Here is a 22,651-nt window from a genome sequence, read left to right on the forward strand (position 1 = left end):
TGCACCATTTACGATACAGATTACGATACAACCTACAATGTACAGACCAGCCATTATGGGAATCAGCTTCTCACATACCTTGGAGATAGACTTAACGCCGCCCAGAATAACCAGACCTGTGATAACCATCAGAACGATACCTGTTGCGATTTTAGGAATGCCGAATGTACCGTTCATGGATTCTGCGATGGAGTTTGCCTGTGTCATGTTACCGATACCGAAGCAAGCGATACCTGTAAAGATTGCGAACAAGACACCCAGCCATTTATGACCCAGACCTCTTTCCAGAGCGTACATGGGACCACCGATGAAAGAGCCATCGGCTGCTTTTACACGGTATTTAACTGCCAGAGTTGCTTCACCGAATTTTGTTGCCATACCCAACAGACCTGTGAACCACATCCAGAATACAGCACCGGGGCCACCAATACCGATTGCAGTTGCAACACCTACGATATTACCGGTACCGATAGTAGCTGCAAGAGCTGTTGCCAGAGCTGCGAAGCCGCCGATATCACCGGATGCCTCTGCATCGGGTGTTACGGAAAGTTTGATACCTGTAAAGGTCTTTCTCTGAATGACTTTTGTTCTGATTGTTAACAGCACATGTGTACCAATCAGCAGACACAGCATAATAGGTCCCCACAAGAAATCCTTGATGGACAGCACCACATTGTTAAAAGCTTCCATATAATTCCCTCCCTAAATAATGAATTATAATATTAGAATAATCACGCGGCCTGAATTTTTATTCAGTTTCTTCATAAAAGCTTTTTCAAAGTTTTTTCCTATCCCCACGAATACAAAAAACAGAAAAATCCTTGCTCAAACGGCTCTGAAAAAACTGTATTCAAACTTCAAAACCTGATATTATTTTACCGCATCTCACGCAAAAAACAAGCACTTTTTTCCAGTGAAGCGTGGGGCACATTTTGTCTTTGTGTGCATTTTGCATATCAAAACCACAAAATCGCACGATTTTATATAACAATTTTACAACACCCAAAAACACGCAGCAGACAAATGTCCTTTCCATAAAACAATGCAGTTTGACGCAAACAGTCCCTTCGGATATTGATTCCACCTGTTAAATTGCACAAAAAAACTGCATCTTCCATCGACTTTTGACATTTTTTCTTTTTTTCTAAATTTGTAATTTTTTTCCAATTACCAATTTGTGCAAAATAAACAACAAATCCTCTTCCATATTTCTATCAGAAATGTTATTTTCTTCCAGTTTATGCATTATAATATTCATGCTAATAAACTATTTTTTATCGCATGCATCTGTCCACAAGCAAAAGAACACCCCCTGCGCTTTCGCACAGAGGGTGTGAATTTTATACGTGGGTCATGCTCAATATGAAATCGGATTCTTTTCTGAAAGGAAGATTATTTGTCCAGCTGAGGAGCAACGTCATCCATCCATTTCATCAGACCGCCCATTTCTGCATTCTTATCCCATACATATTTCTTTGTTTCGGAAGCGATAACACCGCTCAGACCAATCAAAGCTACGCAGTTGGGGAATGCCATACAAGCGTTCAGTACGTCAGCAATGTTCCAAACTACATCCAGTGCAGCTACACAGCCTACCAGTACAACAAATGTCCAAACAACACGGAAAGGCATGATGGACTTAACGCCGCACAGGTATACCCAACATCTTTCACCATAGTAGGACCAGCCCAGAATTGTGGACCAAGCGAATGTCAGCAGACCGAATGTCAGAACTGCGGGGCCAACAATGGGGATAGCGTTGAACGCACCTGCTGTCATGTTCGCACCTACCAGACCTTCCATACCTACGGGGTCTTTAATGATAGAGGATACCAGAACCAGACCTGTCAGCAAGCAAACTACAATTGTATCCCAGAATACACCGGACATGGAAATCAGCGCCTGTCTTGCAGGGTTTCTTGTTGCCGCACATGCGTCAACGATAGGAGCAGAGCCCAGACCGGATTCGTTTGTGAACAGACCACGGGATACGCCGGCACGGATACAAGCTACTACTGTTGCACCAACAAAGCCGCCGCCTGCTGCTGCAGGGTTGAATGCGCCTTGTACGATTGCTGCGAAAGCTGCGGGAATATGAGCACCATTGATTACGCAGATTACGATACAACCTACGATGTACAGACCTGCCATCAGAGGAATCAGCTTTTCACATACCTTGGAGATGGACTTAACGCCGCCCAGAATAACCAGACCTGTGATAATCATCAGAACGATACCTGTTGCAATCTTAGGTACGCCGAATGTACCATTCATGGATTCTGCGATGGAGTTTGCCTGTGTCATGTTACCGATACCGAAGCAAGCGATACCTGTAAAGATTGCGAACAGGACACCCAGCCATTTATGACCCAGACCTCTTTCCAGAGCGTACATGGGACCACCGATGAAAGAGCCGTCTTTTGCTTTTACACGGTATTTAACTGCCAGTGTTGCTTCACCATATTTGGTTGCCATACCCAGCAGACCTGTGAACCACATCCAGAATACAGCACCGGGGCCACCAATGCCGATTGCAGTTGCAACACCTACGATATTACCGGTACCGATAGTAGCTGCAAGAGCTGTTGCCAGAGCAGCGAAGCCGCCGATATCACCGGATGCTTCCTTATCCGGTGTTACAGACAGTTTTACGCCTGTGAAGGTTTTCCTCTGAATCCCTTTTGTTCTGATTGTTAACAGCACATGTGTACCAATCAGCAGACACAGCATAATAGGTCCCCACAAGAAATCCTTGATGGACAGCACTACGTTGTTAAAAGTTTCCATTTACAATTCCCTCCCAAAAAATGTAATTGATTATAAGTGCAATAAAATTGCTATTGAAATCTTAACAGTTTCTTTATTCTATCTTAACGTATTCTTTATATCATGGCTAAAAAAATTTTCCGTCCCCACGAAAACGGATACTACGTTGCAATTGAATCTATGAAACCTGTCTTTCGATTTCTGCTTTTTCAGTGTACGCGATTTTCCCTGTAAATTCAAGCATTTTTTTATATCGCAAAAATTAGAAAAAAGCTTCATTTTATTGATTTTACACAGAACCTTCGACAAATTATCACAAAAAAATCATGGAAAACGCACTGTGCTATTGCTCAGTGACAAATGTACTTTTTAACTATATCTTAACAACATCTTTACACCTTTTTGCGATACCCATCGGTAAATCTGCATAAAAAATCATCATTTTTTTAAATTTTTGCAGTATTTTCTCCATTTTTAATTAGTTTACATAACGCAATAATTGTATTTTGTCATTTTGTACAAAAAAAGAGACACTAAAATAGTGTCTCTCCGCCTGCAAAATTCTGTTTTCAGCTTAAACTATTCAGTGGCAGTGACCGCCGCAGTGATGGTCATGCTCGCTACAGTTTTCATGATCGTGGTCATGGTGATGGGTACATTCTACCGCTGCATTGTATTCCAATGTACCGTCCACATACGCCTGCGCCTTCTCATCCGCATTGCCGCTCACACCGCCGCGCAGTTCGATGCCCTTCTGCGCCAGTGCAGCCTTTGCACCGCCGCCGATACCGCCGCAGATGAGCACAGTTACACCATTCAGCAGCAGAAAATCCGCCAGCATGCTGTGTCCACTGCCCATTGTGGGAACAATCTCGCTGTCCACAATCTTTTTATCCTCTACGGTGTAGAATTTAAATTCCTTTGTATGCCCAAAGTGCTGGAATACTTCGCCATTTTCGTAGGTCACTGCAATTTTTGTTTTCATTTTATTCTCTCCCCTGTTTTTATTATCTCATTTTTTCCAGAAAATCTACCATAGGATCCAGCCATTCGCCTTCGTATTCCTCTGCCGCACCTCTGTCGCATTTTGCTGCAATCGCAGGGTCAATGGGCAGCTTGCAGACAACGGGAATATTGTGCTTTGCCGCAATCGCTTCAATCTGGCTTTCCCCAAAAATATGATGGATACCGCCGCAATCGGGACATTTAAAGTAGGACATATTTTCCACGATACCCAGAATGGGCACATTCATCATTTCCGCCATTTTTACAGCCTTATCTACAATCATGCCAACCAGCTCCTGCGGAGAAGTTACAATAATAATGCCATCAATCGCGATAGACTGGAAAACAGTCAGCGGAACATCTCCTGTGCCGGGTGGCATATCGATGAACATATAGTCCACATCCCCCCAAACAACATCCTTCCAAAACTGCTTTACGGTTTCCGCAATAACCGGCCCTCTCCAGACTACGGGGTCTGTGTCATTATCCAAAAGCAGATTAACAGACATCATCTCAATGCCCTTTTTGGATTCGCAGGGCAGAATCCCCATCTGTGTGCCATACGCCTTTTCTGTCACACCAAATGCCTTAGGGATGGAAGGACCTGTGATATCCGCATCCAGAATAGCTGTTTTTTTGCCCCTTCTGTTTGTCAGAACCGCCATAGTAGAGGTTACCATGGATTTCCCAACGCCGCCTTTCCCGCTGACAACAGCAATCACCTTTTTGATTTTGCTGTGTTCATTGGGGGGTACCAAAAAATCCGCCGGTTTTCTGCTGCTGCAGTCAGAAGAACAGCTGCCGCAGTTGTGAGAACAATTTTCACTCATCAAATTCATCTCCTAAATTTCTCTTATTCTTTTCATCCTTCATTTCCTTCCGGCAAAGCTGTCCGCATTTTCGTCCGCAGCCAGCATTTTCCCGTTCGCAAATGTCAATATCTCCGCCTTCGATAAAAAGCATCTTCCCATTTACCAACGCATCCGCCAGCTTCCGCCGTGCATCGTTATAAATGCCCTGCACCGTGGTTCTGGCAATGCCCATCTGCGCGGCACATTCCTCCTGCGTATAGCCTGCCAAATCAATCAGACGGATCGTCTCGTATTCATCCACCGCCATGATGATGCGTTCCTCGCAAAGCTGGCTGCCCATAGGCGCAAAGCTGTTTGTTCGGGGCATCCCACAGACGCGTCTGCACTTTCTTGGTCTTGCCATAGAAACGCCTCCTTATTTTTGACATATACCGCTTTCTCCAGTATACACTTATTCTGACATATGTCAATATTATAATTAAAAAAGTCGTATGTATCTTTTTACATACGACCTTCTCTCTTTTTCTGATCCGCTTTATTCTTCCTCGTGTCCGTAATTTTTCAGCAAAAGCCCGATTCCCATAAGCACCGCAAACAAAATCAGATAGTAAAGCACTGCCTTTCTGAGAGATACAATCGCCGCCAGAACCATAAAGGCACTCGCAATTACCCCCAAAGCAGGCACCACTACGCGATAAAAGAAGCCAAGCTCCTGTTCTTTTTTCATCTGCATCACGAAAATGGGAATATACATCGCATAAATCGTTACAATGGGCAATTCAGAGCTATCGAAGCAGAAGGGACCGAACCAGGGCTTTGGTGCCAGATTTGCACCATAAAAATACGTCAGCCAGAGCATCGCCATCATCAAACCAATCAGTGCAGAGTTTGTCGGCATTTTCGTCACTGTATCCACTACCTTGAACACCTGCGGACGAGGCCCTTCATCCCTGACACCCATGGCATAAAACGCTCTGGTACACGCCATCATCAGCCCGTTCAACGTGCCCAGACAGGAAATGACAACAAAAATGAACAGCAGTGTACCGCCAAGCTGCATGAACACGGTTTCAAACGCAATCCGCGCACCCGTTTCGCCGCCTGCCATCATGACCTCATTTTTGACTGCGCCAGCCAGCCCGATATAATACAGAATATAAACCAGAACCACAAAGGCAGATCCGAAAATCAGCGCCAAGGGCAGGTTTTTCTTCGCATCCTTCAATTCCGCGTTGATGGAGGTTGCACAAATCCAGCCCTCATACGCAAAGCAGGTGCCTACCACTGCCGTAAAAAGAGGATTTTTACTCGTAAAGGTATGCACTGCCGTTGTTGTAAAATTCTCTACCAGAATCCCGTTTTTCAATCCGAAAATCGACCCGAAAATCGCCATCAGAAATAAAGGAATCAGCTTTGCCGCCGTTGTGGTCACCTGCAGTCTGCCTGCCAGCTTCGGCGCAAGCGCATTGATGACATAGCTGCCCACCAGAAACAGCCCTGATAACGTCATAACCTGCGGCCCGACGATTTCCCAGCCCATCAGAACGCCGAAATATCTTGCCGCTACCCACGCCACAACGGATGTCATGGCAGGGAAATAAATCACCGCCGCAAACCATGCAAAAAAATAGGCATATCTTCCCCCTACCAGAACCTCTGCATAATCCACAACGCCGCTGACCTTTTCATGCTTTGTTGCCATCAGCGCAAAATTATACGCGCACAGAATCATCACCAAACCGCCCAAAAGCCACGCCAAAATTCCTAAGGAAAGGTTGCCGCCAGTTGCCGTCAGCACCTTTTCCGCTTTAAAAAATACACCACTGCCGATAACAATCCCAACTACCATGGCAATCGCCGTCAGCAAGCCGTATCTTTTTTCCAAACCGTTATCCATATTGCTTTTTCCTCTCCTGTTTCTTTCACACTCACACGCATATCCGCACCAACGCAGTTATGCTTTGCATTATAAAAGTACCATTTTTTCCCAGAAAAAGCAACTAATTCTTAGAAAACTCATCTTTCTTTTTTCCCCAAGAACACAAAAAAACCCTTCCTTCGTCAGGAAAAGGGTTTTTAGATGTGTCCCAATAAGGAGCCTTGCATTTATACAAGCCTGATTTTATCTCTCGTGATTTCCTGCAAGCTTTTGCAGCTTGTCATCGTCATGGCATCCTTCAGCTCCGCTTTCAGCTTTTCCGTATACAGCTGCACGCCTTCCGCACCACCGCCGTAAGCCGCAATTACATAGGGTCTGCCAATCAGCACCGCATCCGCACCAAGGGCAAGCATTTTAAACACATCATCCCCCGTACGCACACCACCGTCTACAAATATTTTTGTATCCGTGCCGACTACCGCACGAATTTCAGGCAGCACCTCTGCTGTCGAAAGCCCATGATCCATCACTCTGCCGCCATGGTTGGAAACCACAATCGCATACGCACCTGCTCTGACCGCCTTCTGCGCCGCTTCCGCCGTCATAATGCCCTTTACGATAAACGGCAAATTGGTTGCCGCAGCAATCTCTCGCAGCTCCTCCTCCGTTTTCAGCAGCATAGGCGGATTTGCCAGACCTGCATGGGGCAGACCTGCGCTGTCAATATCCATAGCAAAGGCAAGCGGATGCACCGCCTCGACCTCTTTCAGCCGTTTCTTCACCACATCGACCGCCCAAGGCTTCAAGGTAGGAATCCCACAGCCGCCATTCTCCCGAATTGCCTCCAGCGGCTCATAAAAATTTTCCGCCTTAGGGCCGCCGCCGCCAAACGCCAAAATCCCTGCCGCCTTTGCGCCGAGCATCACCGCATCGCAATACAGCCTGTCAGTCATATCTTCTGTATAGGTATACGGAATCAAGCCGATGGGCGCAACGAAAATCGGCGCAGCAAAGGTTTTCCCAAAGAGTGAAATTTCCATATTTCGTTCCTGATTGCCGCCTGTGACATCCATTTCCAGCTTTACATGATCCCCAAGCCATGCCACGTTCCGCTGAAAGGTGCGAGAAGCCCCCTTCCCGGCAGGTCCCGGCATTACGCCCTTGCAGGCAATGCCGTTACATTCGGGGCAAACCCTGCATCTGGGTGCCATTCTTTTTCTTGCGTTTTCCAGAACCTCCTGATAGGTCATATTCTTTCCCTCCTAAAATCCTCCAAGCTTTTTCGCACTCCCTCTGTTTTCATCTGTTGCCGTCCGGGCAAATCATAACACATCTTTCCCCTCCTGCAAACAGAAATTTGCTTTTCTTTGAATAAAATGCTACACTGATAAAAACCGAACCGAAAGGAGCAACTCCATGCTGATTTATATTATTCTGATGCTTGCACTCGCCTATTTTTTTCAGAAGGAAGGGCAGAAGCTTTTAGCAGGCAAATCCAAGCTTCTGGCGGAATTCTGTCAGGATGCCTACGCAACAAAAACCGCCCTCAGCACCCTGCGGATTCTTTGTCTGTCCTCTGCTGTCAGCGGCTTCTGGATGCTGATTGCCTTCCTGCTTTCCAAAACCATCCATAAATTTCTCACGCCCTTTGCCCTGCTTTCCATCCTTTGCTACAGCCTCGGATTCATCCTTGCCATGCTACGGCTCAGAAAGCTGTAAACAAAAACCGAAAGAATCTCTTCCTTAAAATAAAATAGAAATTCTTTAGGTGTGTCCCAGTAAGAAAACATGAAGAAAATGAAATAGCTGAAAGCCTGCGGATACAAGGAAGTTTCCCGCAGGCATCCTTTGACTTAGGCTGTCAAGGGGAACTGACGCAGTAGCCGTAGCTTTCAGCATTTCAGAATGCAAGGTTTCTTATCTGGGCGCACCCTTCGGTTCTTTTTTTATTTATCGCAGGAACAGCCGCAGTAGCAGCCTCTGTATCCTATGATACGGCGCATATCTGACAGGCAGATCCATCCATGTATGCTTATTTACAATACTCTTTTCATGGCTAAAGGTTTCAAAGCTTTTCTTTCCGTGATAGCTGCCCATGCCGCTGCCGCCAACACCACCAAAGCCCATTCTGCTTGTTGCCAGATGGATAATCGTATCGTTGATGCAGCCGCCGCCAAAGGGCACATATCTGAGGAATCGCTCCGCAAGGGCCTTATTTTGCGTAAAAAGATACAACGCCAGCGGCTTTTCTCTTTTACAGATAAATTCCTCCGCCTCCGCCATGCTGTCCACAGGCAGAATCGGGAAAATCGGCCCAAAGATTTCTTCCTGCATCACGGCATCCTCAGCCGTCACATCATCCAGAATGGTTGGCTGAATCTGCATCGTTCTTTCATTCCAGCCACCGCCGAACACCACCTTTTCAGGGTCAATTAAGCCCGTCACGCGGTCAAAATGCTTTTGGTTAATCATCTTCACATACGCGTCATTTTCCGTTGCATCCGCACCGTACATCCGCACAATCCATTTTTTCAGATAAACAAGAAATTCATCCTTGACGCTTCTTTCCACCAGAATATAATCCGGTGCCACGCAGGTCTGTCCGCAGTTTAACAGCTTGCCGAACGCAATCCGCTTTGCCGCCAGCTCCAGCTTTGCGGTACGGTCAACCACACAGGGGCTTTTGCCGCCCAGCTCCAACGTCACAGGGGTCAGGTGCTTCGCTGCCTTCGCCATCACCTCTTTGCCAACCGTCACGCCGCCGGTAAAGAAGATATAATCAAACCTCTGGTCTAGGAGTGCCTGATTTTCTGCTCTGCCACCCTCCACCACAAATATAAATTCCTCCGGGAAGCACGCCCGTAAAATCCTCCGTATCACCGCAGAGGTTGCAGGCGCATAAGCAGAAGGCTTGACCACCGCACAGTTGCCTGCCGCAATCGCCCCAATCAGCGGCTCCATCGTCAGCATGAAGGGGTAATTCCAGGGGGACATGATAAGTGCCACGCCATACGGCTCCTTCACCGTAAAGCTTGTAGCAGAAAACTGCGCCAATGGACTGCGGACATATTTCTTTTTCGCCCAGCCCTCCAGGTGCTTCAGCATATAGGATAATTCTGCCAGAGTCATCCCCACCTCACACATAAACGTCTCTGTTTTGGATTTATTCAAATCCTCGCGCAGTGCTGCGTAGATTTCCTTTTCGTGTTGGCGAATGGCTCTTCCTAAGCGTTTCAATGCCTTTTTTCGGAAGGCAAGCGGAATGGTTCTTCCGCTGCGAAAAAACGCCCGTTGCTTTTCCAGCTTTTTCTGCATCTTATCTCGCTCCCTTCTCCATGATTTTTTCATACATCCCTGCCAGCTCCTTCGCATCCATCAGCACCGGCACAGGATAAAGCGGATTGCCCTCCGCCGCGGCATGCTTCGATAACGCAGGAATATCCTCCCTGCGGATTTCCTTGATTGTTTCGGGAATCTGCATGTAGCGGTTCATTTCCTTTACCCAGAGGATAAAGGAGGCCGCCGCCCTGCGGTCACTCGTATGCTTCGGCACCATCCCGACACAGCGCGCCAGCTTCGCCAGCTGCGGCACACAGGCATCTCCGTATTCCTCTAAGAAATACGGCAAAATAACAGCGTTTGCAAGCCCATGTGCCACGCCGTATTGTCCGCCAAGGGAATGTGCGATTGCATGGACATAGCCCACATAGGATCGCGAAAACGCAATCCCTGCGCAGTATGCCGCCTCCAACATATACGCTCTCGCCTTTTTATTCTGCCCATCCTCATAAGCCTTTCGCAGATTTTCATAAATCAGGCGCACCGCATGCTCTGCCATAAAGCGCGTCTGCTTCGTCGTGCTGCCGCCGATATACGCTTCTACGGCATGCGTCAGCGCATCCATGCCCGTCGTTGCGGTAATGCCCTTCGGCAGTCCCAACGTCACATGATAATCCAAAACGGCATATTGCGGAATCAGGGAAAAATCATTGATGGGATATTTGTGCTTCGTGCCGCTGTCCGTAATGACCGCCGCCAATGTGGTTTCACTGCCTGTTCCTGCCGTTGTCGGCACCGCAATCAATAGCGGCAAAGGCTTGCATATCCGCAATAAACCCTTCATTTTATAAACAGGCTTCCTCGGCTTCACAATTCTTGCTCCCGTTACCTTCGCGCAGTCCATCACAGAGCCGCCGCCAAAGGCAATCATTGCCTGCGCACCGCTTTTCAGATATACCGCACGCGCCTGCTCAATATTCTGAATCGTCGGGTTTGCTACCACTTTGTCATAAACCGCGCAGAAGATGCTTCGCCGCCGCAGCTCCTCCTCTAAGTGCTTTGTCAAGCCAAGTCCACGAATACTTTCATCCGTCACCAGAAGCACCTTAGAAATGTTCCGTTCCTGCAATACATCGGGAATTTGGACAATGCTATGTAAAATTTTCGGTTCTCTGTAGGGCATGAACGGCAATGCCGCACGAAATACACCTTGAAATGCCCTGCAATATACCCGTTCTAACCGTTTCATCTGAATCTCCTTCTTCTTTCGTTTTCCTCATGATACGCGCAAAAAGGTAAAGCGTCAAGCAAAGAAAGTTCTTTGTTTGCTACATATTATTTATTAGGGTTCACCTTTGACAGCAAACAGATAGTCTCAATATGCGTATCATTGTCCAAACTCAAGCTCATATCTTCCGCAATGATTGGGAGCTTGAACTTGATGGACTTGAGCCACTGTCCGTTGGGCTGCCGTTCCTCATAGATCTGGATTTCGGAAAGCAGCGATTCCATGAGCTGCCGCTTTTCCTGATCGTCCATGACGGAATAGAGCTTATCAAAGTAAATCAGCACCTTGTAGATGTTGTCGCCTGTCAGCTTTTCCGCCTCAATCGCCATCTTCTTGGCTCTGGCAGCAACGAGCTGGTTTTCTGTATCCTCGATCTTATCATACATCTTGTAGAGCCGGTCATCAAGGTCTGCTTTGCGTTTGATGTAGTGCCTATCGTCCGGGTCGAGGGAATCGATCTCCTCCATCAGCCGTGCCTTTACGGAATAGCTCTGGCGAAGCTGCTTTTCATGGGCTGCGATCTCCTGCTCAATGGCAGAGGTATCCACCTTCATGCTGATCTTTTCCTGCATCATGGCGGCAAATTTCGGATTACTTACCAGCTTGACGATAACCTCCGCAACGGCGCTGTCCAGCAATTCTTCATTGATCTGTTTCTTGAAGTCGCATTTATGACCGCGCGTCATCGCACGGTGCTTACAGCCATAGTAATAAAAATCCTTGTATTTTGAGCCGTCCGCCTTATGTTTGATGCTTTTGTTTCCATACATTCCTACGCCGCAGACCGGGCATTTCACAATACCAGACAGCAGATGTATTTTTGTATCCTTGCCCCTGTTGACGTGTTCGTATTTTTCCGCTTGAGCCAGCAGCTTGACCTGTGCCTCATGCCATAGTTCCTCGGAGACGATTCCCTCGTGCAGTCCGTCAACCAGCAAATAGTCATCCTGCTCCACCAGCCGGTAATCATTTCGGGTACCATGCACCTTTTCCGTCCGTCGTCTGCCATAAGCGATTTTCCCGCAGTAAACCGGATTTTTCAGAATCCTGCGGATCAACGCAGAATCAAACAGGGGATTTTTCCCGTTTTGCCTTTGGATTTTGTGAATCCCGTGGGTCGCAAGGTATTTTGCAAGACCGTTTGCACCGCTATCCGTATGCACATACTGGTCAAAAATCACGCGGATCGCCGCTGCTTCTTCCTCATTGATGAAAAGCTGTCCCTTTTCCAGCCTGTAGCCATATGGCGCAAAGCCGCCGTTCCATTTCCCTTCACGGGCTTTCTGGATTCTGCCCTCCATCGTCTGCACACGGATATTTTCACGCTCAATTTCAGCCACAGCCGAAAGAACGGAAATCATCAGCTTTCCCGCATCCTTGGAGGAATCGATCCCGTCCTCCACGCAAATCAGGTTAACGCCAAAATCCTGCATGACCTGTAGGGTAGACAAGACATCTGCCGCATTTCTGCCGAAGCGGGAGAGCTTGAACACCAGCACATAGGACACGCCGTCCTTGCCAGACTTGATGTCCTCCATCATCTGATTGAACTGGATTCTGCCCTCTATGGACTTGCCGGATTTTCCGGCGTCCTCATATTCGCCCACAATTTCATAATCGTTGAAGTCGGCAAAGGCTTTCATTCGGGACTTCTGGGCATCCAGAGAGTATCCGTCAATCTGCATGGCGGTGGATACCCGCGTATAGATATAGACTTTTATCTTTTCTTTTTTCATCACGTCTTCTCCACCCCGGCTTACTTTTTATCTGTTTTCTGCTCCAACAGCTTGATGGAATCCAGATAATCGCGCTCAACTTCGCTGAGGGTACGGGCTTTGTATTTTCTGTACTCGCCGGTCGCCTTGTCGATAGCCTGCTTATGGCTGACACTCCCATTGCCAATCAGCAGTTGCTCTCCACTCATAGTCAAAATCCGATCAAGATGCTCTGACCAGTCCTGCATGGTCATTGCCTGCTCTCGCTCTGCCTGACGTTCCGCAAAATCCAGATAGCCGGACACAAGCTGCCCCATAGCACGAAGTTCTTTCTCATTCAGGTAGTTTTTTGCGACAACCGCCTCTCTCAGCGTGGGCTGATTACCCGCAAAGGTGGTCAAGCCCATAAATTCTTTCTCCGCATCGGCGCGTGTGTAAATGACCTCCGCCGCGGTTTGCCCATGAATGGCATAATGAATTTTATTTTGGACTTTCTTGAAAAACTGAACGGAGATTTCCGCCTTGGGATCATAGTCAATACTGGTCGCGTAGATTTCAAGCACCTGACGGTAAAACACCTTTTCAGAAGCACGGATATCGCGGATACGCTCCAGCAGCTCCTTGAAGTATCCGCCGCCGCCCAGATTTTTCAGGCGCTCATCATCCAAAGCAAAGCCCTTTCGCATATACTCCTTCAAAATCCCCGTTGCCCAAATACGAAACTGCACGCCGCGCTGAGATTTCACACGGTAGCCGACAGAAATGATGACATCGAGATTATAGTAATCCACCTGATAAGTCTTACCGTCAGCGGCAGTTGTTGCAAAATTTGCAACAACTGCTTCTCGCTTCAATTCGCCCTCAGCGAAAATGTTCTTGATATGTCTGGAAATGGTAGACTTGTCTCTCTGAAACAACTCTGCCATCTGGTCAATGGACAGCCAAACGGTATCTCCATCGAAGGTCGTTTCGATCTTTGTCAAGCCATCCTCTGTGGTATAAATCATCATTTCAGAATTGTTCTGCTCATTCTCCCAGCGTTCCATTGTCACTTCACCTCGTTTTCTGCCATTGCAGGAGCTTTTGCTCCTGCAATGGCGGTTTGGACACTTATTTCATGACGATTATATCATGCCGCTTTCACAGGTTCAATATCGTTTTCGTGAATATTCTTATCAGCATCATCTTTTTCAGACACGGCTTCCTCTATAACGAGATTGGGCAGCGCGTCAAGATTCAGAACCACGGCATACTTTTCAATCAAATTTGCCAGCAAAGCGGCGAAACCGCTCCATTCATCTACCATAGGCAGTCTCCCTCTCTTTCTCCGTTCTGTGCGTATATGCCGCCAGCACTTCCTTCGGAATACGATCCAGCACGGCGACGGCATCCTCATAATCCCGATGCAGCTTGGCGTCAGCCAGCTTTTTCAAGGTGCTTTCCTGTGTAGCTTTGTCCAGCGACTGCTCCAACTGCTCCGTTTTCTTTTTCAGCTTTTTATTTTCGGCAGTTATGACCGTGAACGCCGTATTGTACTTTTTCAGTGTCGTGTGCATCTGCTCCACAGCAGGAATATACTTGTCCAAAAAAGCGCCGATTTCTGCTGCTTTTCCTTTGGCATTGAACGCATTGACGCATGAAAGCAATTCTTCCAGCTTGGTCTTCTGCTTGGTCAGGCGAGTCATTTCCTTGAATACCCGCGGTGGGATATGGTCGCGTCCGGTTTCACTGGCACTCTCGCCGCGCTCCAGATCGGGGTATTTCTTCACCATATGCTCCCAAAACCTGTCCTGCCACTGCGTCAGCTTTTTCTTGTTGCCGACGATTTCCTTGGCGCTGAGCCGTTTGTCCTCCGTCAGCGGGACAAAGCAAAGGTGCATATGGGGCGTTTTCTCGTCCATATGCACCACGGCAGATATAATGTTTTTCGGGTCTTGGTGTTCCCGGATGAACTCCAGTGCCTCCTGAAAATAGGCTTTGACTTCGCTTTTCTTCTTTCCCTTGAAGAACTCCGGGCTGGCTGTCACCAGCGCCTCCACCACGCGCACACTGTCTGACCTTGTGCGGCAGCCCGCCTCGGCGATCTGCTTTTCCGCTTCTGCGCGGTACTTGCGCTGCGGCGTCACCAGATGAAAATTGAAGTGACTGCGGGACGTGTCCACGTCGGGATTGCTGGCGTATTTCTCCTTGGTGCGCTCGTTGTGGGACTCGATGTGCCCGATCTCCGGCCCCTTGTACTTGGCAAAGCGGAGAATGGCGTACTGTGCTTTCATCGGCGCTCCCCTCGCTTCACCCACACGATGTCGCAGTCCAGCGCGTCGGCAAGCTCGACGACCTCTTTATAGCGGATGCTCTCCCGCTGCAACTTGGCGGACAAATTGGGAACGCTGTCCGACCAGCCATATTCATCATGTAACAGGTCAACAACTTCCTGCATGGTAAAACCGGCGCGAACGATCTGCGCCTTGATCTCATTGCGTACACTCATATTCAAATTTCCTCCAAAATTCAGATGATGAAAAAGCGAAGCCAGCACGCCATTCGGCGCATCCGCTTCGCTGTATCGTGAAAAATTCTATTGTCGTCAAATCCGCTCAGAATCGCCGTTATGATGTCCTGTCCACAGGTGGCACCTATCGACTTTTCTGTTCTGTGTGACTTTACTCTAAAACGTGTGATTCTCCACGCTTCCACGTACTCGCTTTGCTGTTCCGAGAAGCGCGATTCCGTGAAACCATTTCTGCCATCAGGCAAATAATTTACGGATTTCACTTGGCTTGATTTCGTGCCCGAAAATATAGGCTTTGCCGGTCAGAGTTTTTCATATAGCGGCGTTTCAGGAAAGTAAAACGTACATACGTACACGGCGCAGTCGCAGAAAAATCATCGCCAGTCCTCCGGTACGTACGTATGCTCTGAAACATCAGAAAACCCATTTATATTAGGTCTGGCAATCGCTTCAATACCGAAGAAGCCCCATACACGCCGTCCGGCAGCATTGGTGATCTTGTTGCAGTATTCAAGATGGTACTTGCTTTGGTTCGCAATCACACTCTCGCTGAAGCTGCGGCGCTTTAACGGTGTCAGATTATTTTCCTCACACCACATCCGGTAAATTTCGTACAAGTCTTTAGAGCTGATGGTGCAGTCCGCCTTCAGCCGGATATAGCCCTCGGATTCCAGAAAATCAAAGACGTTGTTGCTATCCCGCTTGACTGCCTCCCGATTATCCCGCGTACGCTGGCTCTCTGTGAATTTGAAGTTGTTGGCAACCAGCCGCTGCAAGCCCTCAAACGCCCACAGGAAGATGCCCTCGGCTTCAGCTTTCATTTTCTCCGCAAGGTCGGGATCATCTATCCGTCCCACAGGCTTTTCCCTGGTGGTCAGTACAAGCTGGCGGCGGTAAAATCCGTCGCTTCGGTCATATAGCGCTTGCAGATCGCCATTGGAGAACGCCAGCAGCCGGGCAAACATCCAGCCCTGATAGCTCTGCTTACCCTTGCGCTCCAAATCCATTTTTCCTTGGGCGGTCACGATGGACTTGACATAGTTGGTCTGCCGCAGTGCTTCCATTCGCATATCGTCATCCACACACAACAGAATGTGTTCCAGATCCGCGCGGGCAAACCGGTTTTCAGAAATTTTACCGATGCTGCCGTCCTTCATGTTGCTGCCGAGAAGCGCACCCAGCACAGCTCCGATCTGCGATTTTCCTTCACCACCGTTTCCCTTAATCACCATCATGCGTTGCCCCTTATTGCTGGGAATCAGGCAATAGCCAATAAACTCCTGTAAGGTTGGAATGTCCTCCGTGTAAAGAAGTCCATCCAGAAAGGAAAGCCACCGAACGGGAGCCGGTGCGTCAGGGCGGTATGCCACCGGCAGTCTGCTCCGTACAATGGTCGGTCTGCCCTCGGTGAAACTGCCGTCCAGCTTCAAAGTGCCGTTTGCCAGATGGACTCTATCTGCTTCCGGTGTAAAGTCCTCTACATGAGCTGCTAGCTTCATCACTTCCAGAATGTTGGTGATCTTTCGAGGGATATTGTTCACAGCGCAGCATTTCAGTTTCTCATAGATTTCGCCCCGGAGCGGCAGATCGTCGGTCACCCTGCCGTCCGGCGTGAAGAAAGCACCGTTGGCAAAGATGATTTTCCGGCTGTTCAGAAATTCATCACAGAACAGTGCCTCATTGATATTTGTGCCGTCAAACCAGATAGGCGCGTCTAAATTAGCCGATTTCCGTTTCGTCACGGGCATCCACCTCCTTTTCCGTCCGTTTCAGGCGTTCTTCCAGCCGGTCGATCATGCCGTCCTTTTGAAGCATATCCACGGTTTTCACGCGAACCTCCAACTCCGCAAAGGTTAAAATATCTGTCAGATCCTCGATATAATCGAGCATCTGGCAGGCTTCCACAAAGCGGTCATCAAAAGTATCCTCCGGCGTTTTGGGTGCGTGCTGCACCTTCCAATGCTCCAAAAGATGCAGATAACCGCACAATATCCGCTGACAATGCATTTCCGCTCTCTGGGACGCCTTTGCCAGTGGGTATTGCGGCTTCCGCAGCACTGCCGCGGCTGGGGCTTGTCCGGGTCAATCCCGAAGTCATACACCAGCTTCTTCGCCGCGTCATAGCTGCTCAGGTTGAACAGCTTTGCCACAAGGTCGATCACGTCACCAGTTGCCCCGCAGCCGAAGCAGTAGAGGTAATCCTCGTTCAGCTTCATGCTGGGTGTGCGGTCATTGTGGAATGGACAGCAGACCATGTTGCCACGTTTTACTTCCAATCCATAGTATTCGGCAGCCTCTTTTACGGAAACTGCCATCTTGACTTGTGTAAATAAATCCATACCTGTTTCCTCCTATAAAATAATTGAACTTCGCCGTTCTACCCGATGCCGTTCCTGCCCGAGTCCTTACCCTGGCGTTGTCTCTTCCTTGGTACGCTGAATGCGATACTTCTCTGGAAAGCATATCCTCATCGGACGGTCATGAAATTTTCAAGGTGCTGCGTGGTTTACGTCTAAATTTTAGTAAGAAAACAGGCTCTTTCCCGTATATCCAAGAGGTAGGAAAAGTGGGATGAAAGTAGGATTTTTCCACGCTCTTAGACAAAAGCGAAAAAGCATGATACAATACAGAAAAAGCTGCAAAGGAGGCTGGTGTATGCAGGTTAAGCTGACAATCGGGGAACGTTTGAAGGATTTACGAACAGCACAAAAGCTGACGTTGGAGCAGCTTGCCGCCGAGGTGGGCATCTCAAAATCCGCACTCGGCAAATATGAATCGGATAACGGCAAGGACATCAGCCCGTATAGCATTTTGGTGCTGGCTGACTATTACGGTGTTTCCTGCGACTATCTGATGGGGCGGACGGAAACAAAAAATCACCCAAACACAGCTCTGCATGAGCTGCATTTGGGTGATGCTTCGATTGATGTATTGAAAACGGGCAAGTTCAACCACCGGCTGCTGTCGGAGCTGATCTGCCACAAGGATTTCCAGCGGTTCATGCTGGACGCTGAGATTTACGTTGACCGGATCGCGGATATGCGGGTCAACAATATGAATGCCGTGCTGGAAGCTGTCCGGCAGATGGCATTGATGAAAAATGGCGACGAAAAAAATGACCTGCATCTGCGGACATTAGAAGTGGCGCAGATTCGGGAAGATGAATATTTCGGAAGCCTGATTGCGGATGATCTGAAAGGTATCCTTCGTGACATTCGGAGTGAACACCGCCCCGACACCATGACGGCGGATGAAATCTCCCTTGCAGCAACTATGCAGGATCAGTTACAGGATGCAATGAACTTTGAGGGAAGCTCCGAGGAAAAGAAAGCGAAAGCATTGCTTTCCACATTGGGGATTGATTACGATGCCATCACAATGGAACAATTTGTCAACTTGATCGAGGTACTAAAGCTGTCCAAACACCTGAAAACTCCCATCAGCCAGCGTGGGAAAACGACCATGACCCACGGCAAGGGAAAGCGGAAGAAACGCTGAAACAAAGGCAGCGCTGTGGTGGGACGAAGGCTTTTATATACCTCTGCTTCCTTTTCCGGACAGGCGGATTTTGTTTCTCAAAAATCCTGCGTTTGTGCTGTAGCTCACATCACAAAATCCGCCTGTCCTACTGACGCGAAAAAGCGTTTGCCGCCACCCTCTGCCGCACCGCAGAGTACACCGTCAACCCCTTTCCCGCGTCAGACGGAAGCAAAGGTATAACACACTAGACTTTCCGAGGGAAAGTCGTGTGCCAAGGAAGGCACTGCCCTCCTTTGGAAACCTCCCGCCAAGGGGAACGCTGTTCCCCTCTAGACTCCCTTTGCCAACAGGGATGCTACTCGCCCCTATTGGATGACCCAGAGCCAAAGGGGCTTTGCCCCTCTGGACACCTCGCCTGTCCGTGCAGTGGCTATCCATCCTGCTCCTGCACAATGGTGCCCCCATACCCGAACAGAAAAGACCAGGCACGAAAATCCACCCAGAATAAGGGTGAATTTCCGTGCCTGGTTCATTGTTTATGACGCTGTAATTTGAACCGCGTTTTCTCGAACCTGATTGATAGTCTCCATCAAAGCGGTTCTGGTTTTTGCATCAAACAATTTGATAAAACTGATTGGCTTGTCAAACGGTGGCTTAGTCAGCTCTGCGACATTTTCCATATATCCGTTCAACTCAATATGATTGATGATTTTGTTTACAAAAGCAATCTGCTTTTGATTCAGAGATTGGTCATTGATAAAAGCGGAAAACGCCTGCATAGCCGCTTCATGATCTAGCTTAGCAATCTTGCGAATGAGCAAGCCAAAGGGTGTGTCGCCAAACTCTCGGGCATAATCTTCTTTGCTGCCCAATTCGCTAGTTAGCACCCGCTCCAGTTCCTGATAATCGCCCATAGCCAGCGGAATATTATGGGTCAGCTTATATATGGCCAGCGTATTTCCATGCTCGTTCACATAGCGATTGACCTTGGCACGGTAGTCTTCAAAGTCATAGGCAGCTTCCAGCTGGACGCCCTCCTGACTGTCAATAATCGGGTCAGTCAGCTTGGTGACAATCTGCCTCTGTGCTCCGCCACCTTCATCTAAAAATCGAATCAGCTCCCGCAGCTCCTTCCGAACCTGCTCAAACAGCAAAATATCGTTCGCGTCCCAAAATGCATCGGTGTGAATCTCCTGAAGCATGGGCAACTTTGCCTTGATCTGCGGAATGCTGGCCTTACGCTCCAGTAGGGAAGCGGTGTCGCACAGTTGCTTTTTTGCATACCGGAAAGCGGGCATCTGCTCGATGTGTGCCAGAATTAGGCCATACATGAAATTATCAAACCGCTTTGCAAACTCGTCAGCCTCGTCTGAGCGTACCAGAGGTGCAATCTGTGTGAGCAACTCGCCCTTGTCACCTTCGCTTATGGACACGAGGGCTTCCGGCTTTTTATATTTCTCCACATACTGCATCCGCAATTTTACGGCAATCAGGTCTGAGTTGAGCGCCATCACCTGCTTGTGACAGGTGTTGACAATCTCCTTGCGCCATGCCTGATAATCCTCACCGGCAAAGGTGCTTTCCTGCAGCGCCATGGCGATTTTGATTTGTTTGCCGAAGATGTTTTCCGACAGCGTTTTGGTTTCTCTGGTTTCGTAGCCTTCTTTGTGCTGCCGGAAGTATTCGAAGTTGCCGCAGTAGTCAAAAATCAGAAAGCGCCGCTTGTCGGTATAGGTTCCGTCAATCTGGTCCACGCAGGCCAGCCCTTTGCATAGCCGGGTGCCGCGGCCAATCATCTGCCAGAACTTTGCCTTTGACCGAACCTTTTTGAAAAACACCAGATTGACGCATTCCGGCACGTCGATGCCGGTGTCCATCATGTCCACCGATACGGCAATGTGCGGTTCTTTTTCTGGCTGCTTGAAATCATCAATGATGGTCTGGGCATAGGCGTCGTCGCAAATGACCCGCTGGGCGAAGCTGCCCCGGTACTGGGGGTACAGCTTATTGAACCGCTCCAGAATAAACTCCGCGTGGCGTTTGTTCTGGGCAAACAGGATGGTTTTCCCCAGACGGTCGCCGCCCGCCACCTTGATACCCCGGTCCATCAGGTCTTGCAGTACGATGTCCATGGTGGTTTCGTTGAACACAAATTTATTGAGGGCAGCAGAGGGGATAAAGTCTGGCAACTGACCGTCTTCGATGAAATCATCCTCATATCGCTCTTTGTCCTCTTCGGACAAATCATCATAGGAGATGCCTTCCTCCAGAAAACGGGTCTTGACCTCGTAGTTGTAATAGGGAACCAGCACATGGTCCTGTTGCACCGCCGTTTCATAATCATAGGCATAGGTGGGCACGCCGTGTTCCATCTCGAAAAAGTCGTAGGTGTTCCGATCCACATCGGTCTTCGGCGTGGCGGTCAGACCCACCATGAAGGCATCAAAATATTCGAAAATGGCCCGGTACTTTTTGAAGATGCTCCGGTGGCTTTCGTCAATGATAATCAGGTCGAAGTGCGCCGGAGTAAACAGCTGCCGCCCGTCCTTGGACTTGGTATCATCAATGGCGTTGAGAATGGTCGGGTAGGTGGAGAACACGATGCGGGCATTACGGTCATCCTTATTGGAGCAGAGATTGCACAGAGACATATCTGGCAGATAATTTTTAAAATCGTCCTTTGCCTGTTTCACCAGTGCGGTGCGGTCGGCCAGAAACAGAATGTTGGTCACCCATTTGCCTCGGCTGAGCACATCGGTCAGGCTGGACGCGGTTCTGGTTTTGCCGGTGCCGGTGGCCATCACCAGCAGATGCTTGCGGAACCCCTGCGTAATCTGTTCGCACACCGCTCGGATGGCTTCCTTCTGGTAATACCGGTCAGTGATTTTGTCATCAATGGAAACGCCCATCAAATCCATCCGCTCGGTGCGCCGGTTCATCAGCTTTTGCAGGTCATCCTTGCTGAAAATGCCACTGACCTTCCGTTGCGGGGCGGTCTGGTCATCCCAGAAGTAGGTTTCAAAGCCATTGGTGGTGAACATCATGGGGCGGCGGCCAAATTTCCGTTCCAGACAATCCGCATACAAAACCGCTTGTTTGCGTCCAATGTTTGGGGCCTTTCTGGTGCGCTTGGCTTCCACCACCGCCAGGGGCAGGCCGTCCTTTCCAAACAGCACATAGTCGCAGAAGCCAGGCTGACCTGGCATCCCGGCCATATCCTCCACACGATACTCCTCCTGTACATCAGCATCTGGGCCGGTGAACTTCCAGCCCATCAGTTTGAGGTCCACGTCGATGTAGATTTTGCGGGTCTTGAATTCCGAGAGGTCCTCCGGCTGGAAGGTGCGTTCCTTCTGATGCTGCTCCTTTTCGGCGGTGTATCGGGTGGACATCTGCTCGATTTGCTTGCGCAGCGCCTCGATCTCGGCATCTTTCTGGTCCAGCAGACTTTCCTGTTCCTTGATTTTCCGGGTGTCCACCGCCACCTTTCCGGTGGGGACAAGATTCTTGTCGAAGGTGCGCTCCTGATAGTCCGCGCCATAGCAATAGTCGATCCACTGCACAAACTCAAACAGACCGCGCAGAGAAGCAAGCGCATCACTTGGCTGAACGCTGCGCTCGGTATGTACTGCCAGATTGCCCAACTTGATGATAAAAGGCATCTTGCCCCAAGTGTCGGAGTCCACAGCGAAGCGGAAAGTTGGCTCGTGAATGAGGGATTGCAGATTGTCTTTGTAGGGCATTTTCATGGACTTGTCCGCTGCATATACCCATTTTACTGCCAGCTCCAATGCCTTACGGCAGCCTACTGCACACATGGCAGGAGCAGAAACATAAATTTTCTCAGCTTCCATGCAGGCGGAGGCGAAGAGGGCATATTCAGTTTTGGCTTTGAGAAAGGAGAAGTTAGTCATCACA

General features: G+C 48.9%; 20 protein-coding genes. 2 read left to right on the plus strand and 18 right to left on the minus strand.

The annotated features are described in order from the left end of the window. The 7 genes from GPK49_RS12910 to GPK49_RS03220 all read right to left on the minus strand — a co-directional run. On the minus strand, positions 1-690 hold a 690-nt coding region (locus GPK49_RS12910; RefSeq protein WP_318283829.1), incomplete at its 3' end, for an alanine:cation symporter family protein. Positions 691-1,392: 702 nt separating this feature from the next. Then, positions 1,393-2,787, minus strand: a complete 1,395-nt coding sequence (locus GPK49_RS03195) for an alanine/glycine:cation symporter family protein (protein ID WP_215676728.1) — start codon at positions 2,785-2,787, stop codon at positions 1,393-1,395. Positions 2,788-3,349: 562 nt separating this feature from the next. Continuing rightward, positions 3,350-3,751 carry a NifB/NifX family molybdenum-iron cluster-binding protein gene (locus GPK49_RS03200; protein ID WP_118582859.1) on the minus strand — a complete coding sequence of 134 codons (402 nt, stop codon included), beginning with the start codon at positions 3,749-3,751 and terminating at the stop codon, positions 3,350-3,352. Positions 3,752-3,773: 22 nt separating this feature from the next. Then, on the minus strand, positions 3,774-4,601 hold the full coding sequence (locus GPK49_RS03205) for an Mrp/NBP35 family ATP-binding protein (protein WP_016407757.1): 828 nt from the start codon (positions 4,599-4,601) through the stop codon (positions 3,774-3,776). Further along, the gene (locus tag GPK49_RS03210) at positions 4,594-4,986 is read right to left on the minus strand and encodes a DUF134 domain-containing protein (RefSeq protein ID WP_016407758.1); all 393 of its coding nucleotides are present in this window, start codon (positions 4,984-4,986) and stop codon (positions 4,594-4,596) included. The genes GPK49_RS03205 and GPK49_RS03210 overlap by 8 nt, the downstream gene beginning before the upstream one ends. 132 nt (positions 4,987-5,118) lie before the next feature. Continuing rightward, a complete protein-coding gene (locus GPK49_RS03215) occupies positions 5,119-6,480 on the minus strand; it encodes an APC family permease (protein WP_016407759.1) in 1,362 nt (453 codons plus the stop codon). Between the two features lie 209 nt (positions 6,481-6,689). Next, positions 6,690-7,712, minus strand: coding sequence for an alpha-hydroxy-acid oxidizing protein (locus GPK49_RS03220; RefSeq protein WP_215676729.1), 1,023 nt, complete (start codon positions 7,710-7,712; stop codon positions 6,690-6,692). Between the two features lie 166 nt (positions 7,713-7,878). On the opposite strand from GPK49_RS03220, the gene GPK49_RS03225 reads away from it, so the two are divergent. Further along, positions 7,879-8,181, plus strand: coding sequence for a hypothetical protein (locus GPK49_RS03225; RefSeq protein WP_118582856.1), 303 nt, complete (start codon positions 7,879-7,881; stop codon positions 8,179-8,181). Between the two features lie 231 nt (positions 8,182-8,412). Here the strand turns inward: GPK49_RS03225 and GPK49_RS03230 are convergent, their stop codons facing one another. From GPK49_RS03230 to GPK49_RS03270, 10 genes are all read right to left on the minus strand, one after another. Further along, on the minus strand, positions 8,413-9,810 hold the full coding sequence (locus GPK49_RS03230) for an aldehyde dehydrogenase (RefSeq protein ID WP_444876931.1): 1,398 nt from the start codon (positions 9,808-9,810) through the stop codon (positions 8,413-8,415). Continuing rightward, positions 9,779-10,990, minus strand: a complete 1,212-nt coding sequence (locus GPK49_RS03235; RefSeq protein ID WP_016407763.1) for an iron-containing alcohol dehydrogenase — start codon at positions 10,988-10,990, stop codon at positions 9,779-9,781. Before GPK49_RS03235 ends, GPK49_RS03230 begins: the two co-directional genes overlap by 32 nt. An 86-nt stretch (positions 10,991-11,076) precedes the next feature. Then, on the minus strand, positions 11,077-12,765 hold the full coding sequence (locus GPK49_RS03240; RefSeq protein WP_215676730.1) for a recombinase family protein: 1,689 nt from the start codon (positions 12,763-12,765) through the stop codon (positions 11,077-11,079). 20 nt (positions 12,766-12,785) lie between these two features. Continuing rightward, a complete protein-coding gene (locus GPK49_RS03245) occupies positions 12,786-13,790 on the minus strand; it encodes a virulence RhuM family protein (RefSeq protein WP_215676731.1) in 1,005 nt (334 codons plus the stop codon). Positions 13,791-13,873: 83 nt separating this feature from the next. Next, a complete protein-coding gene (locus tag GPK49_RS03250) occupies positions 13,874-14,050 on the minus strand; it encodes a hypothetical protein (RefSeq protein WP_154667594.1) in 177 nt (58 codons plus the stop codon). Continuing rightward, positions 14,040-15,017, minus strand: coding sequence for a MobV family relaxase (gene mobV, locus GPK49_RS03255; RefSeq protein WP_215676732.1), 978 nt, complete (start codon positions 15,015-15,017; stop codon positions 14,040-14,042). Before mobV ends, GPK49_RS03250 begins: the two co-directional genes overlap by 11 nt. Continuing rightward, positions 15,014-15,232 (minus strand): LLM class flavin-dependent oxidoreductase, encoded by a 219-nt coding sequence (locus GPK49_RS03260; RefSeq protein ID WP_118285490.1) that lies wholly within the window; start codon positions 15,230-15,232, stop codon positions 15,014-15,016. Before GPK49_RS03260 ends, mobV begins: the two co-directional genes overlap by 4 nt. Positions 15,233-15,627: 395 nt before the next feature. Beyond that, the gene (locus tag GPK49_RS03265) at positions 15,628-17,001 is read right to left on the minus strand and encodes a phage/plasmid primase, P4 family (RefSeq protein ID WP_215676733.1); all 1,374 of its coding nucleotides are present in this window, start codon (positions 16,999-17,001) and stop codon (positions 15,628-15,630) included. Continuing rightward, positions 16,973-17,143 carry a hypothetical protein gene (locus tag GPK49_RS13130; protein WP_444876932.1) on the minus strand — a complete coding sequence of 57 codons (171 nt, stop codon included), beginning with the start codon at positions 17,141-17,143 and terminating at the stop codon, positions 16,973-16,975. The genes GPK49_RS03265 and GPK49_RS13130 overlap by 29 nt, the downstream gene beginning before the upstream one ends. Next, positions 17,119-17,592 (minus strand): CHC2 zinc finger domain-containing protein, encoded by a 474-nt coding sequence (locus GPK49_RS03270; RefSeq protein WP_444876933.1) that lies wholly within the window; start codon positions 17,590-17,592, stop codon positions 17,119-17,121. Before GPK49_RS03270 ends, GPK49_RS13130 begins: the two co-directional genes overlap by 25 nt. A gap of 316 nt (positions 17,593-17,908) precedes the next feature. Between GPK49_RS03270 and GPK49_RS03275 the strand changes: the two genes are divergently transcribed. Continuing rightward, positions 17,909-18,751, plus strand: coding sequence for a helix-turn-helix domain-containing protein (locus GPK49_RS03275; RefSeq protein WP_215676734.1), 843 nt, complete (start codon positions 17,909-17,911; stop codon positions 18,749-18,751). 518 nt (positions 18,752-19,269) lie between these two features. On the opposite strand, the gene GPK49_RS03280 is transcribed toward GPK49_RS03275, so the two are convergent. After that, positions 19,270-22,647: a DEAD/DEAH box helicase family protein gene (locus GPK49_RS03280; protein ID WP_215676735.1), complete on the minus strand. Its 3,378-nt coding sequence runs from the start codon at positions 22,645-22,647 to the stop codon at positions 19,270-19,272. Positions 22,648-22,651 lie beyond the last annotated feature (4 nt).

The organism is Clostridium sp. MCC345, assembly GCF_018785345.1.
GTDB lineage: Bacteria > Bacillota > Clostridia > Lachnospirales > Anaerotignaceae > Anaerotignum_A > Anaerotignum_A faecicola.